At 68.1% G+C, this 14,015-nt stretch carries 11 protein-coding genes and 2 pseudogenes; 7 read left to right on the plus strand and 6 right to left on the minus strand.

Features of this window, described 5'->3' with window-relative positions:
- Positions 1-17 precede the first annotated feature (17 nt).
- Positions 18-1,865: a DUF4012 domain-containing protein gene (locus P8T65_RS32090; RefSeq protein WP_316728682.1), complete on the plus strand. Its 1,848-nt coding sequence runs from the start codon at positions 18-20 to the stop codon at positions 1,863-1,865.
- Positions 1,866-1,922: 57 nt separating this feature from the next.
- Here P8T65_RS32090 and P8T65_RS32095 read toward each other — a convergent pair whose 3' ends face one another.
- From P8T65_RS32095 to P8T65_RS32115, 4 genes are all read right to left on the minus strand, one after another.
- Positions 1,923-2,573, minus strand: a complete 651-nt coding sequence (locus P8T65_RS32095) for a low molecular weight phosphatase family protein (protein WP_316728683.1) — start codon at positions 2,571-2,573, stop codon at positions 1,923-1,925.
- A gap of 765 nt (positions 2,574-3,338) precedes the next feature.
- Positions 3,339-3,503: a hypothetical protein gene (locus P8T65_RS32100; protein ID WP_316728684.1), complete on the minus strand. Its 165-nt coding sequence runs from the start codon at positions 3,501-3,503 to the stop codon at positions 3,339-3,341.
- A gap of 670 nt (positions 3,504-4,173) precedes the next feature.
- Complete coding sequence (locus tag P8T65_RS32110; protein WP_316728685.1) at positions 4,174-4,758, minus strand: class F sortase; 585 nt, start codon at positions 4,756-4,758, stop codon at positions 4,174-4,176.
- Positions 4,759-4,921: 163 nt separating this feature from the next.
- On the minus strand, positions 4,922-5,428 hold the full coding sequence (locus P8T65_RS32115; RefSeq protein ID WP_316728686.1) for a sortase: 507 nt from the start codon (positions 5,426-5,428) through the stop codon (positions 4,922-4,924).
- A gap of 584 nt (positions 5,429-6,012) precedes the next feature.
- Here P8T65_RS32115 and P8T65_RS32120 point away from each other — a divergent pair.
- A pseudogene (locus tag P8T65_RS32120) lies at positions 6,013-6,252 on the plus strand (transposase); the annotation flags it as partial.
- 59 nt (positions 6,253-6,311) lie between these two features.
- On the opposite strand, the gene P8T65_RS32125 reads toward P8T65_RS32120, so the two are convergent.
- On the minus strand, positions 6,312-7,760 hold the full coding sequence (locus P8T65_RS32125; protein WP_316728687.1) for a family 43 glycosylhydrolase: 1,449 nt from the start codon (positions 7,758-7,760) through the stop codon (positions 6,312-6,314).
- A 703-nt stretch (positions 7,761-8,463) separates the two neighbouring features.
- Here P8T65_RS32125 and P8T65_RS47420 point away from each other — a divergent pair.
- The 5 genes and pseudogenes from P8T65_RS47420 to P8T65_RS32145 all read left to right on the plus strand — a co-directional run.
- Entirely contained in the window at positions 8,464-8,751 is a 288-nt protein-coding gene (locus P8T65_RS47420) for a transposase (RefSeq protein WP_399103291.1), read from the plus strand.
- Positions 8,752-9,467: 716 nt separating this feature from the next.
- Positions 9,468-10,895: a glycoside hydrolase family 43 protein gene (locus P8T65_RS32130; RefSeq protein WP_316728688.1), complete on the plus strand. Its 1,428-nt coding sequence runs from the start codon at positions 9,468-9,470 to the stop codon at positions 10,893-10,895.
- A gap of 256 nt (positions 10,896-11,151) precedes the next feature.
- Positions 11,152-12,528 carry a glycoside hydrolase family 43 protein gene (locus tag P8T65_RS32135; RefSeq protein ID WP_316728689.1) on the plus strand — a complete coding sequence of 459 codons (1,377 nt, stop codon included), beginning with the start codon at positions 11,152-11,154 and terminating at the stop codon, positions 12,526-12,528.
- Positions 12,529-12,652: 124 nt separating this feature from the next.
- The gene (locus P8T65_RS32140; protein WP_316731971.1) at positions 12,653-12,814 is read left to right on the plus strand and encodes a hypothetical protein; all 162 of its coding nucleotides are present in this window, start codon (positions 12,653-12,655) and stop codon (positions 12,812-12,814) included.
- Positions 12,815-12,906: 92 nt separating this feature from the next.
- A pseudogene (locus P8T65_RS32145) lies at positions 12,907-13,071 on the plus strand (VapC toxin family PIN domain ribonuclease); the annotation flags it as partial.
- Positions 13,072-13,348: 277 nt separating this feature from the next.
- On the opposite strand, the gene P8T65_RS32150 reads toward P8T65_RS32145, so the two are convergent.
- Positions 13,349-14,011 carry a hypothetical protein gene (locus tag P8T65_RS32150; protein WP_316728690.1) on the minus strand — a complete coding sequence of 221 codons (663 nt, stop codon included), beginning with the start codon at positions 14,009-14,011 and terminating at the stop codon, positions 13,349-13,351.
- Positions 14,012-14,015: the final 4 nt, after the last annotated feature.

Genomic DNA, 14,015 nt, shown 5'->3' on the forward strand with positions numbered 1-14,015 from the left:
CGGCCTGCAGCATGCGAATGCCGCGCCTCAGGAAGTCCACCGAACCGTACAATGCCGACAGCCTGGTCCGATGGGTCCGTCACCGTCGTGCCGGGCTGCTCGTGGCCGCCCTCACGGGCCTGCCTCTGGCCGGCGCCGGGTGGATCGCCGTCACCGGCCTGCTCGCCCATGACGAGCTGCTGGCCTCTCAACAGGCCTTGAACTCGCTGCGGCAACAGATCGCAGCAGGTCCCCTCGCGGACGGGGCCACGGGAAGTGGCGTACCGGTGAAGCAGAAGCCCGACGCCGCCGTGCGCGCAGCAGCCGCGCATGCTGCGCGAGCACACGGTCTCACCACCGGTCCGGCCTGGTACTCGGCCGCGCACGTGCCTGTCCTCGGTGGTCCCGTCCGCACCGTGCGCGGGGCCGCGGAGGCGGCTGAGCGGTTGACCCGCGAGGTGATCTCCCCGCTGGCGGACACCGCCACCCGACTCACCGCCGACACGGCAAGAGACGGTGGTCACCTGAGCCTCCCCGCGCTCCGCCGCGCCGCTCCGGCTCTCGACCAGGCCTCGCGCAGCGCCTCCGATGTGCGTCGCGAGGTCGACGAGTTGCCCAGCGATACCTGGCTGCCCGCCGTCGACCGCGCCCGAGCCCAGCTTGCCCGGAAACTCGACCGCATCGTCCCTGCCACGGGCGACGCCGCCGCGGCGGCGCGCGTGCTGCCGTCCATGCTGGGAGCGCGGAGCCCACGGCGGTATGTGGTGGTGTTCGAGAACACGGCCGAGGCGCGTGGCACCGGCGGGCTGCCCGGAGCGTTCGCGGTCCTCCGCGCGGACCGGGGCCGTCTGGCGTTCGAATACTTCGGCAACGACACCGAGATGGCGGACGCCGTCGCGGCAGTCGACCTGGGCGACGAGTACGCTGCGTCGCACGGGCACAACGCCCCCACTAGTACCTGGGTCAACTCCAACCTCAGCCCGCACTTCCCGTACGCCGCCCGCATCTGGACGGCCGCATGGGAGGATCACACAGGTCAGAAGGCGGACGGAGCCTTCGCCCTCGATCCCGGTGCTCTGGCAGGGCTGCTCACCGCATCCGGCCCCGCCCGTCTGCCCGACGGCACCGCGGTCACCGCCGCCAATGTCGTGGATCTCACCGAGCGCAGCAGCTACGCGGCCTACCCGGACACTCGGGAACGCAAGGCTTTCTTCCTCAACGTGGCTCGCGCCGTCGCGGAGAGGCTGCTGGGGGTCGCGAACGATCCGCCGCGACAGCCCGCGTTGTTCGCCGCCCTCAACGGGCAGCTGAGGTCGGGACGGGTCAAGATGTGGAGCGCCCACCCTTCTGAGCAGCGTGAAATCCGGCGACGCCCGTTCGGCGGTACCCTGCCCGACACCGCCGACCCGTTCGCCGGACTGGTCGTCAACAACGCGGCCGGCACCAAGCTGGACTACTACCTGGACCGGCGTCTGGAGTGGGCTCCTGGCCGGTGTGTCGCGGCCGGTCGTGAGGTCACCGTGACCGTGGACCTCACCAACAGAGCACCGGCCTCGGGACTCCCCCTGTATGTCACCCAGCGAGTGGATGCCCCTTCCTACCGGACACGGCCCGGCGACAACCGTCTGCTGGTTTCGTACTACGCGAGTAAGGGGGCGAGACTGGCCAAGGCGGCTCTGGACGGCCGACCGGTCATGGTGAACCAAGCTGCCGAGCACGGTCACCCTGTCTACACCCTTGACCTGGAGCTGCCCGCAGGTTCCACCCGCTCCCTGGAGTTGCGCCTGCTGGAGAAGCCCTCAAGCCGTCCCCCGTCGCTACTGCGTCAGCCGATGGTGCGGCCCTTGCGGGCCACGGTGCGGCCCTACCCGGCGTGTGGTGACTGACCGCTCGGCTTGTTCCTCGCTCTTGGCACCCAGTCGCCTTGCCGCCCCGGGGATCCCTCAGGCTCGGGATTCGAGCGTGAGGTGCTCACCGTCATGGGGAAGGCCCAGTACAGCCGCGGCGATCCGTTCCACCGACTCGGCGATGCGTGCCGCGGTCTCCCGGGCCACCCGCATGGGGGCACCGTAGGGATCAGCCACGTCATCGTCGTCCGCACCGTTGCCGTCAGTTCCACGCCGGGCTGCGGCGCCCCTGACCAGCGCTGAGGCTCGCTCGACAGGGTCCGTCGCACCCGCGGCGTCCTCCGGCCTCAGCAACCGGCCGAACTCACGCAAGGTGAAGGCCCGCTGCAAGGCCCACAGCGGAGACAGTCGCACGGCCGCCTCGCGGTGCTCCGTGGCAGCACCCAGCACCAGGTCGGCGTCCTCCACCAGTGCTGCGGTCAGCCGGCGGGCGAGCGCGCCGCGGGGATCCCCGCCCAACTCGACGAGGAGGGTTGCCGCCGTCGGGTCCATGGGCGTTCCAGCCATGGCTGCGGTGCCGGCGCTGCTCACCCGGAAACTCCCCGATGTTCCTGGAGACGCGGCGAGCCGGGCCGTCAGCAGGCGCTCGGCCAGTGGGGAGCGGTGCAGATTTCCCGTGCAGACGACGAGCACGCGAAAGTGCGCGCCCCTGCGTCCCGGCATCGGCGCGGCAGGGGAAGGGCTCATGGGGGAAGTATCCCGCCACGTATGGTCGTCTGGAGCGCGCCCCACCGGGTGACCCGACGCAGGAACACGAATGCTGCCTCGGGCGTCCCTGTCGCCCGCAAGCGACGCAGGGAGAGCCGGACTTCGCCGAGTCGACCGCTCAGGCCGCGCACAGCGGGAAGATCCGGCGGCGTAGGGCAGGCCGACGACGACGCGGTCCTGCTCATCGCCCATATCCGGCCCACCGCTCCCGATGACGTGGCGACATGCAGCGCGTCTGACCACGGAAAAACGTCAAAGAAGAGCGTTGATCGGCAAGGATCGCCAAGATCCCCGAAGGACTCATAATCCGTCGGCCGTGGGTTCGAGTCCCACCCGCCCCACCGTGCAGGTCTGTGACCTGGGGAAACGTCTCAGCGGGCTGGCGGATTCAGGGCTTTGGGCGAACGGACTGAATCCGCTGCTCGCGAGTTCAACGGCGATGTGGTGTCCGCACTTGGGTGCTTCGTTGACCTGCGGGTATGCCCCGTGCGCTTGCTCTCGAGGGCTGGAGCCGATGGTCTGATCGGTGGGCGAGGGCGGATGCCGGGACGCTGATGGGACGCAGGGAATCGGAAGTAGCTGCCTTGTACCTGTCCTGCAAACGCCGGCCAGTGCCGACCGAGGCCAGGCCTCCTCTGTGCTGAGAGGTGGTCGCTGCTGCTTGCGTAGTTCACCGAGCCTGGCCATCAGCGCGATGTGGAAGTTGGGTGGCAGGGGAGGCCCGCCGCGGTGTACGCCGTCCTGTCAGTCGGCCACCACCACGGTTTCCCGCGACACCATGTCCGTCACCACGACCTGGGTACCGATGGTTGTGGTGACACATGTGATGGCGTCCGCACGGATCAGCCTGGCTGTCCTCTCGCCCTTGCGTACGTTCTCGCCCTGCCTCAGGATCCAGACGTCAGCCACGCTTCCCTCCGGTGGCCTCGCGATCGTTGCGTCTTCGGACGGCAGGCCCTTTGGGCAGCTGGTCTTCTGGTGCCGGAGCGGCAAGAAGAATGCGCCGAGTGGCCTTCCGCGACCGGGGCCGGCCCGGACCGAGGCCGTCAGGAGCCTGCGGGCCGGACCGGCGCGGTTGTCGGCGGTTCCAGTCCTTCCACACCGCGATCACGGACGGTCGCGGCAGGTTCCCAGGCCCGTCCGTCCGGTCAGGCCGAGCCCGGGTCCGCTGCGGGGGCGAAGGCGGTGGCGGATGTGGCCTTCGTACCTGCGACGGGTGCCCTTGCTGACCTTCTTGTCGGCAGCCACCGGGATTCACCTTTGCCGACCCCGACGGCTGCCAAGTCACTCTCCACGACCACGCCTGACAAGCCGCCACCTCTCCTACGACCTGCGCAGCCGACCTCACTGGCCCGGCCTGGACGAACAGATCCTGCAGGCGTTCGTCGACGACTGCACCCGCCCGGTCGGCCGCCGCATGATGACCGCTGACCTGCGCATCCTGCACCCGTGCGATACCGAGCACGCCCAAGCGGTGCGGCGGCAGACCCGCGCGATGCGCGAGCTCAACGCGAAGGCGTTCCCGGAGTCGGAGGCAGGCGAGGACGAACCTCGGCCTGCTCAGCGGCATGCCATCGTTCTACGCCGCGGTCAGCGTCGCAAAGACCACGACATTTCCCTGGTAGCCGGTTTCTTCGGCGTATGGCCCCCCACAGGTGATGACGCGCAGTTCGGGCCGGTGGGAACTGCCGTAGACCTTCTCATCCGGAAACGCCTTCTTGTCGTAGAGCTCTACAGCGTCGACCGTGAAGACGGCTGTGCGCCGGTCTGACCTGATGATCTCGATGGTGTCGCCCTTGGCTAGTTCTCCGAGGCGGTGGAAGACCCCGGGGCCTTGCGGGGTGTCCACGTGTCCCGCAGTGACGGCTGTGCCGACTGAGCCAGGAGGTGTACCGGCGCCATACCACCCGGCAAAGCCGGGCATATTGGCCGCTGGTGGGCGCAGTGCTCCTGTGTCGTTGAGGCTCAGTTCCGTCATTGGGGCATTCACGCCGATGGCGGGAATGCGCAGCCGGACTGGAGCCGACGGGGGCAGGGGCGGCACAGAGGGATACCGGGTCGAGGCGGTGCTGCTGTTCCCGGGTGGCGCGGAGGAGGAGAAGGACTGCGCGGCCGAAGGTTGCGGAGGCCGTTCGCCCCGGAGCGCCGTGATCACCAGCACCATGCCCGCCAGTAGAGCGTAGGCGAGAAATTTGGTGGACGGGGTGGACGAGGGGGAAGGGCCGCAGGGCTCGTACCTCGATTCCATCGCTGTGGAGCCTCCGCTTCGCGATGATCCCCCCAGCCCCCGGACACGGGCATGGGAGCTGGGCCGGCAGGGCAGAGCGTCAAACGCGGGCACCGGTCGGGGAGCGGCGCATCTTGATCACGCCGCCGGCGGCGGCTCCGGCGAGCAGCACCGCGCCGAGGGCAAGTTGCGTGCCCTTGTCGTTCGCCGCCCCGAAACCAGCGTCGACCGCGCCGCTGGGGTTACCGGCGCCGACCCAGTATGTGCCCGTGATCTTGACGCGCGGCGGGCACTTCAGGGTGACGGTGTAACCGCCGGCCTCGGTGCCGCCCGGGACCTTGAATTCGCCGGTCAGTACACCCTCCCGGTCTCCTGGCAGGAGGTGAAACTTGCCTCCTGCCTCAGACTCGCCCTTCCCATAGGTCTCCGAGCCACAGGCTCTGGTGCTGACTGTGACGGTGGAGCCCGGGGCGGCGTGGCGCGGGCTGATGTGCATGCTCGGATCACCGGTGGGGCCGTTCGCGGCTGCCGCGGCCGGGCTCGAGAGGCCGACAATACCGAGAACGAAACCGATGCCGATGCCGGCGCCTGCCCACTTGATACGCATGAAGTTCCTCCGAGAAGCAGTGGCCGGCCGGAGTGCGCGGCGTCCTGGTGTGCTCCACTCATGAGGAAACCGACGGACCGTCAGGACTGCAACCCACATACGGACAGATGGGCCATCAGGCCAGGCCCAGCGGCCGTACTCCTTTGATCATTTATGCAGGTGAGCGCTCCTGAGGACGATTTCGGAAGAACGCACCGCACGGGCGACGAAGGGGCTGGTGTCCCTTCGGGGTGATCTTGAAAAAGCGCAGGACGCCCTGTGGCTGCCACTGCCGTCGTACATCCTCCTGCGCGGCGTGTGACCGTGAAGCCCCCTGGGACGCTGATATGACCTCATCCCGCGAGGTCAAGGTCTCGCCCGTTTCCTCGGCCGACGCGAAGCTTGCGCGGCGGGAGGAGCAGAACGCGTCGTCGCCGAGGATGTCGTCGGCTGGGTCCCGGGGCGACCGATGCCTGAGCGCGATCTGGGGGAACTCGACGCCGTGGTGCGGCGCATACCTGGCCCGTCGCGGTCAGGCTGCCCGGCCGAGTGCGGTACTGCGGGTGGGACAGCGGGTCATCAGGGTGATCGCCGCCCAGGTGATGGGATCGCGCGAGGTGCTGGCCGCGATCATCTTCGTGGCCACGACAGGCTGCACCTGGCGACAGCTGCCGCCGGTCTTCGGCCCGTCGGGGCCGACCGCGCACCGGCGCTTCACTGAGTGGACCGCCGCCCGTGTCTGGGCGAAGCTGCACCGCCTCATCCTCGACGAGCTGGGTTCGCGCGGAGATCTGGACTGGTCGCGCCGCGCGATCGACTCCGTGAACATGCGGGCCCTGAAAGGGGGGCGTCCAGTCCCGCTTTTGTCCGCTGCCGCGGCCTTCAGGGTCGCGTCCGGCCGGTCCTACTCCTTGTAGAAGGTGGCGTCCTGCCGGCCGAGCGTGGTGGTCACCGGCTGGGTGTAGAGCAGGTTGTTGTAGTGCCGGATGTACCGGCCGGGGAAGTTGTACGACTCGTACGACACACCGGCTGCGGAGTCGGCGAGACCGGCCCGCTCGTGGAACGAGGCGTCGTTGTCGAACAGGGTGGTGCCGTCGTCCTTCTCCACCCACACCTCGTTGTTCTTGTGGCGCAGGTAGTAGCCGGGGAAGTTGGCCGATTCGAGGGAGACGGTGTCGTTGCCGGCCAGGCCGGGGACGACGCGGAACTGCGAGTCGGCGAGGTTGGTGACGTTGGCCTCGGTCCTGGCCCGGAACTCCCAGTGCCGGATGAACCTGTCCGGGTAGTTGTACGAGGAGAAGCGGACGGGTGTGACCCCGTCGGCGACGGGGATGCCGAAGTTGGGGGTGCCGTCGGCGTTCCAGTAGATCTTCTGGTAGCGGGTGCGGCGGTTGGGGTCCTTGAGCGCGTCGCCGACGATGTCCTTGTAGTTGCGGTCGTGGTAGACGAGGATGTCCGACTTGCCGTCCTCGGAGACCGTGAAGGAGTTGTGGCCGGGGCCGTACTGGCTGGTCTTGTCGTTGCTCTTGAAGACCGGTGTGGGGGTCTTGCTCCAGGAAGCCGGGTTCATCAGGTCGGCGGTGGCGTCGGCGGTGAGCAGGCCGAGGCAGTAGTTGGCGTTGGTGGCGCTGGCCGAGTAGGTCATGAAGACCTTGCCGTTCTTCTGGATGACGGCCGGGCCCTCGTTGACAGTGGCGTTGACCTTCTCCCAGGCGTACTCGGGCTTGGAGATCATGACCGGGCTGCCGCTGATGGTCCAGGGGCTGGACATCTTCGCCAGGTACAGGTTGGTGCCGCGGCCGAGCGCCGGGTCTTCCTGGGCCCAGCTGAGGTAGCGGGCGCCGTTGTGGGTGAAGGTGGTGGCGTCCAGGGAAAAGGTGTCCATGGGCAGGCTGATCCTGCCCTTCTCGGTCCAGGTGCCGGTGATCGGGTTGGCGGCGCTGGTCTCCAGGACGTAGGGGCGGATCCGCCAGATGTCGTTGGACCAGCCGGCCGTGAAGTAGATGTACCACTTGCCGTCGATGAAGTGGATCTCCGGGGCCCAGATGTGGGCGCCCATCTCACCGGTGGCGTGCTTGGTCCAGATCGTGGTCTCGGTGGCCGTGGCGAGGCCCTGGAGGGTGGTGGACCGGCGCATGACGATTTTGTCGTACGCGGGGACCGTGGCGGTGAAGTAGTAGTAGCCGTCGGTGTGCTTGAAGATATGCGGGTCGGCGCGCTGGAGCGCGATCGGGTTGGTGAAGGTGACGGCGGGGGAGGCGGGTGCGGCGGCCTGGGCGGGGGTGGTCATGGTGGTGAGCACGGCGAGCGCGGCCGCCGCGGCCACCAGGACCCGTCTGGCGAGGTGTCTCATGTTCTGTTGCGGCCCTTCGGGATCAGACGGGCGTGGGGACGAGCTGCCACGGCCGACAGTTGGTGCTGAGCCAGCTCCACCGGCGTACGTCGGACACGGTGGTGTGCCGCGGTTGGCGATGTCCATGACCTTGCCGGTGGAGGCGTTGACGGTACGGGGGGAGTCGCCGCCGAGGTGGACCGCGCCGAATCGCGTTCGAAACTGCGAACAATGGTCGGAGATGCGGACGAAACGTAAAGGCGGCTCAGGGACGCCGTCAATGGGGCGAACGAAACCGATATCCCGAACGCCGCCGACCACCCGCTACCGTCACACGCACGCACTACTGCCACACGCACCCAGGCCACGCGCCGCGACAAGTCGCACGCCTTGTCGGCCCGGACCCGATCCGGGTGCTTGCGCGGGCTGCTGATCCCCGCCTGGGGAACCTGGATGGCTTCCAGGATCGGCTCGAACTGCGGGGAGTCGCCCCGCTGCCCGGCCGTGACCACGACAGGCAAGGGCTTCCGCCCCTGCTCGACCGCGAGATGGATTGTGTCGGCCAGTCCGCCGCGGAAGCGTACGAGGCCGTAGTCGGCCGGCTCGACGAAGATCCCGCCGCGCGGCTCCTTCTGGAGGTCCCCTTCTAGGGCATCCACCTGGCCGACGGCGGCGCGCTCTGCTGATCGATCTGCTGCTCGACCACGGATAGCACACGCTCTGCATCCCCGGCCGAGTCCTCAGTCGCGCTTCCAAGGGCTACCGAGGTGAAGACAACACCGACGCCAAGGACGCCGCAGTCATCGCCGACCAGGCCCGCATCTGCCGGGACTTGCAACCCTTGCGGCCGATGATGAAAGGGGCCCGAGATCAAGGTCCACACCGGTCGTCGCCGCGACCTCGCCGACGACCCGCCCGCTTGATCAACCGGCTCCACACTCACCTCACCAGCACCTTCCCCTCCCTGAGCCGGGCTCTGGACCTCACGAATAACGGCCCGCTGATCCTGTAACGGCCCGCTGATCCTGCTGACCGGCTACCGGACCCCAGCCGCCATCCGCGGGACCGGGGCTCGGAAGCTGGAGACCTGGCGCGGCTCCCGAGGCGGTCGGCAACCGATGCTCGACGACCGACTACAAACAGCGGCATGCGGTCGAATGCGTGATCAACCGTGTCTCAAGCGCCACCGGGCCGTGGCCGCGAGGTACGACATGCCGCCCGTCGGTCGTGATCGGACGTGCCGCGTCGCGTCTCCCGTCGCGCGCCACGCCCAGGGGGCCGGGTGAGTGCCGGATCGCTCATTCATGCGTTCGGTTAATCGGATGTGTCGGATGCATTGACGCGCTCTCTTTTCCAGATTTAGCCTCTGCCCGATTTCGCGAACAGTGTTCGATATATCGCTCAACGTGCCTGATTGGACAGTGAGTTGCTCATGCAGACTTCCGGCCGAAGCGCCGCCCACCTGAAACGCCTTCACGGGCGCTGAGAAGCCCAGACAGCCGGCCCGTGCCGCAACCGCCCTACCTGGGCGGACGCACGTGCTCGCGCGCCCTGTCCCGCCGTCACCACGGCGCCCTGGGTGAAGCGGTGAAACACCGTCGTTCGGATCCCCCCGTTCCGGCCCACGCGGTGTCCGGGTCCTGTCCCGCCCACTCCGAGACCAAGTTCCCCCCGCCACCTCGCTCCCCCTTCGCCCGGCGGTGGCACCCGTACCCGACAGGAGATCCGATGTCTGCGCTCCGCGCCAGGCTGACGGTGATATTGCTCGCCGTCTGCCTCCTCTTCACGGGCCAAGCCCTCACCACACCCCAGCGGGCGGTCGCCGCCGACCCCGGCTACCTGATGGTGCACTTCACCGGCGACTCCGCGACCGGTCAGATGCTGTACCTCGCGCACAGCACGGACGGCCTGCACTGGAACGACCTCAACGGCGGAGCGCCGATCCTCAACTCAAAGATCGGCACGAAGGGAGTGCGCGACCCCGCACTGGTGCGCTCTCCCGACGGCAGCAAGTACTGGATCATCGCGACCGACCTGTGCGTCCGCTGCGGCTCGACCTACCAGGACGGCAGCCCCAACTTCGTGGTGTGGGAGTCGACCGACCTGGTGACCTGGTCGAAGCCGTGGCTGCTCGGCGCCGCCGGACTGATCCCCGGCGGAAAGAACGCGTGGGCGCCGGAGGCGATCTGGAACCCCGAGACCAGCGACTACGTCCTGTACTGGGCGACGAACGCCTCGGTGAACGGCATCTTCAAGTACCGCATCTACTCCGCCCGCACCAAGGACTTCCGCACCATCACCACCCCGCAGATCTGGATCGACCCGCCCGGCAGCACCCCGGTCGTCGACACCCAGATGACCGAGGTGCCCGCGGGTACCGGCCCCTACCGCTACCTGAGGGTCTCCGGCGACGGCCAGAACAACGTCGAGGGCAGCAACTCGATCCTCGGGACGTGGACGAACCTCGGCAACCTCTCCAGCATCGGCCTCACCGGCAACGTGGTCGAGGGCCCGGTCTGGATGAAGTTCAGGGACCGCGACGAGTGGGCCCTCTACATCGACCACAACAACGCGCAGGGCGTACGCGAGTACCGGCCGATCCTGACGACCGACCCATCCGACGTCAGCACCTACCGGCTGCAGCCGACGACCAGCTACGACATGGGCGGCACCGCCAAGCGCCACGGCGCGATCATGACCCTCACGGCCGCCGAGGAGAGCCGCGTGCTCGCCCGCTGGCCCAACACCCCGGCTCAGCGGGTCCAGTCGTACAACTTCCAGGATCGGTACGTGCGCCAGATCGACTTCGACGTGCGCATCGACCCGAACGTCAGCCCCGTCGAGGACTCCCAGTTCCGGATCAGGCCCGGCCTGGCGGGCACCGGCACCGTCTCCTTCGAATCGGTGAACTACCCCGGCTACTTCCTGCGCCACGCCAGGTACGACTTCCAACTCGTCCTCAACGACGGCAGCAGCCAGTTCGCCGCGGACGCCACCTTCCGCAAGGTCGCCGGCCTCGCCGACTCCACCTGGTCGTCGTTCCAGTCGTACAACTTCCCCGACCGTTACATCCGCCACTACGCCTACCAACTGCGCCTCGACCCGATCACCACCGCGACAGCCCGCAGTGACGCCACCTTCCGTGTGACGAACTGACCCGGATCGCCAGGAGCGCGGGCGCCGCCAGGGCGGCGCCCGCACGGATGCGTCATCACCCCACCTCCCAGCGTCCGCACGGCCCTCATGGCGGCACCAAGGCCTAGGACGACACGAGAGCGTGGGCCCAGGCACCAGTTGGCTGACCGCGGCTCCCTGGAGCTGGCGAGGGATCGAACCTGTGGGCGGCTCCAGGCCGGGGCCGCCCACAGGTCCTGGATCCGCCCGCACCTTTCCTACGCCCCGGAGGCGCCAGATGAGTGCAACACCCCTCCCGTCGCGCCGGCTCTTCCTCGGCATGGCCGCGGCCGTGCCGCTGTCCACCACCGGCGTGCTGACCCTCGGCAGCCGGTCCGCGAGCGCCGCGACGACCTCCCCGTTCGTCATGGCCTACTTCACCCAGTCACCGAGAAACCTCGGCACGGACTACGGCCTGCACCTCGCGGTCAGCACCGACGCGCTGCAGTGGATGCCGCTGAACCAGAACAACCCCGTCGTGACCCCGACCGCGGGCGACGGCGGTCTGCGCGACCCCTTCATCCTGCCCAAGCAGGACGGCACCTTCGTCGTCATGGCAACCAATCTGAAGGGCACCGACTGGACCAAGAAGACCCCGTACATCCACGTCTGGGACTCCGCCGACCTGCGCTCCTTCGACAACTACCGTCTGCTGAAACTGCACGACATGGCCACCCACACCTGGGCGCCCGAAGCCTTCTGGGACCCCTCCCGCGGCCAGTACGCCCTCACCTACTCGGCCGTCAACAGCAGCGGACACAACGTGATCATGGTGAACTACACCACGGACTTCCAGACGGTGACGGCACCACAGGTCTTCTTCGACCCGGGCTACGACATCATCGACGCCACCCTGGCCAAGGGCGTGAACGGCGTCAACTACCTGTACTACAAGGGCCGCAACAGCCTGGTGGGTGCGAGGTCCACCTCCCTCGCCCCCGGCAGCTTCACCCAGTTCACCTCGGGCCTGGCGCCGCAGGGAGGCATCGAGGGCCCGATCCTCGCCGAGGCCTCCGGCACCTGGTACCTGTGGGGCGACGCCAACGCGCTCTTCTACACCTGGCAGACCAACGACCTCTCCACCGGCACCTGGACCGCCACCGACCGGCGCGTCTACACCCAGCCGCTGAACTCCAAACACGCCGACATCAAGGCGATCCCCCAGACGGTGTACGACAACATGATCGCCAAGTGGGGAAAGCCTGCCTGGAACCGGCTGAAGTCCTACAACTTCCCGGACCGATACTGGCGGCAGGTCGATTCCCTCGGCCGCATCGACCCGTACCCGTTCGACCCCTACACCGACTCGCAATGGAAGCTGGTGCCGGGGCTGGCCGACCCCTCCGGCGTCTCCTTCCAGTCCCTCAACCAGCCGACCCGCTATCTGCGGCACGCCTTCTACCAGCTGCGGCTGGACGCCAACGACGGGACCACGAGGTTCGCCCAGGACGCCACCTTCCACAGGACCGCCGGGCTAGCCGACCCGTCCTGGTCGTCGTTCCGCTCCCACAGCCACCCGGACCGCTACATCCGCCACTATGCCTACCAACTGCGCATCGACCCGATCTCCACCGCCACCGGCAGAGCCGACGCCACGTTCTCCGTCTGGTACTGAGGCCACGCGCACGCTCCGAGTACGCCCGGATCGAGGGGGTTCGGGGGATGTCGATCTCTTCGCGTGGGCAGCCCTCGGGGAGGGAGACCGGCAGGCCGGGGGAGGGGGACCCAGGTGGGTGGCGTTGGCGATTCTCGGGGTGCTGCTCGTGTTCAACGGTGAGGTGCGGGTGCTCGATGTCGCCGCCGCGGTGCTCCTGCTCTGGCTGGGGCACAAGCGCAGCAACATGCTGATGACGGCGGCCAGGGCGGGGGCTCTCGCCCTGCTGTGGTTCGTGGCGTTCTAGGGGCTGTCGGCAAACTCCCTCCCCCACTGCCCTAAAGGCGTGGGAGGTGTCCCCAGCCCCGCTGCGCCCGGCACGCTCCCCCAAGCTCTTTGAGCAAACTGACCCAGAGGGGCCAGCATCGAGCGGCGGGAGCGATCGACCTGTTGGTGTGTGCGACATCTGTGCACCATGGGCACACCGTCCTTCATATGGACAATGACTTCGTGACGGTGGCCGGAGTCCTCAAAGAGGTCCAGCAGCGAGACGTACGAGCCTGATCTCCGGAAGCAGGAGCACGTGTGTTGTTTCTGGCCTCGGTGATCGATGTCTACGGGGCGCATCGGCAGTCCTTCCGGTAGCGGGTTCGAGGCCTGGACCTGGCGGTTGCTCAGGAACTGGCGGCCGAGGCGGAGAAGGCCCACAACGCAGGGGATCTGACCCGTGCACGGGATGCGTCTGTTAGGACCGTCAAGAGCTCGTGCAGCGGGACCAAGTTCGGGTGGATTAGCTCCTCTGCTCTCCAGAAGCGGGGCGGGTCCCGGCGTGGCCGCCCGGTCAGCCCTCGAGCGCGGCGGAAGGCGCGTCCCCGTTCTGGGCCTGTCGGGCCCGCTTGGCGAGCACCGTGGCTAGGTCCCGGACACTGTGCTCGTTGACGCCGTCCTTGTCTTTGTCCATGGAACCCGCCAGCGTCCACAGCAGCGTCGTGCCGACCCGGGTCTGGGTCACGGCGCCGGGCTCACCGAAGTATCCAGCGGAACCGAACCGGGCGTCACGCTCGTCACCGATCGGGCCGAGGCTGAACGTCTTGGCCCGCTGTCCCGCCTTCTTGCCGTAGTAGCCGTCCCAGAGCACGTCGTACGCCTTACGGGCAGCCTGTTCGCTGTCGTAGGCGATGATCAGAAAGGTGACGCTGGCGGCGTTGTCGTTGCGCCGGAAAGTCGAGCCGCCGAAGAAGCGGGAGTTCTCGCAGCCCGCGTTGCCCTTGATTGGGCAGGCCTCCGAACGGTAGTTGAGCTTGTCCATTTCAACGGTCGTGGGCCGAGCCGACTCCTTCCAACGCTTCATGGCCCCGCCATCCGGCAACGTCTCCCGTACTTGTTCCTTCGTGAGCGCCACCGCCTTGCCGTTCCAGCTGTCGCTCTCCGCGCCACCGCCGCAGCCGGCCAGCAGCAGTGCCGCCGTGATCGCCACGCGCCACCGGTAGTTCCTCATGGCCATGCCA

Origin of the sequence: Streptomyces sp. 11x1 (assembly GCF_032598905.1) — a bacterium.
Lineage (GTDB): Bacteria > Actinomycetota > Actinomycetes > Streptomycetales > Streptomycetaceae > Streptomyces.

What these genes read in the sequence shown, in the direction of transcription:
- P8T65_RS32130 (WP_316728688.1), top strand. Translation starts at nt 9,468, where the DNA reads ATGTCTGCGCTCCGCGCCAGGCTGACGGTGATATTGCTCGCCGTCTGC.
- P8T65_RS32110 (WP_316728685.1), bottom strand. Translation starts at nt 4,758, where the DNA reads ATGGTGCTGGTGATCACGGCGCTCCGGGGCGAACGGCCTCCGCAACCT.
- P8T65_RS32090 (WP_316728682.1), top strand. Translation starts at nt 18, where the DNA reads ATGCCGCGCCTCAGGAAGTCCACCGAACCGTACAATGCCGACAGCCTG.
- P8T65_RS32115 (WP_316728686.1), bottom strand. Translation starts at nt 5,428, where the DNA reads ATGCGTATCAAGTGGGCAGGCGCCGGCATCGGCATCGGTTTCGTTCTC.
- P8T65_RS32135 (WP_316728689.1), top strand. Translation starts at nt 11,152, where the DNA reads ATGAGTGCAACACCCCTCCCGTCGCGCCGGCTCTTCCTCGGCATGGCC.
- P8T65_RS32125 (WP_316728687.1), bottom strand. Translation starts at nt 7,760, where the DNA reads ATGAGACACCTCGCCAGACGGGTCCTGGTGGCCGCGGCGGCCGCGCTC.
- P8T65_RS32095 (WP_316728683.1), bottom strand. Translation starts at nt 2,573, where the DNA reads ATGAGCCCTTCCCCTGCCGCGCCGATGCCGGGACGCAGGGGCGCGCAC.
- P8T65_RS32150 (WP_316728690.1), bottom strand. Translation starts at nt 14,011, where the DNA reads ATGGCCATGAGGAACTACCGGTGGCGCGTGGCGATCACGGCGGCACTG.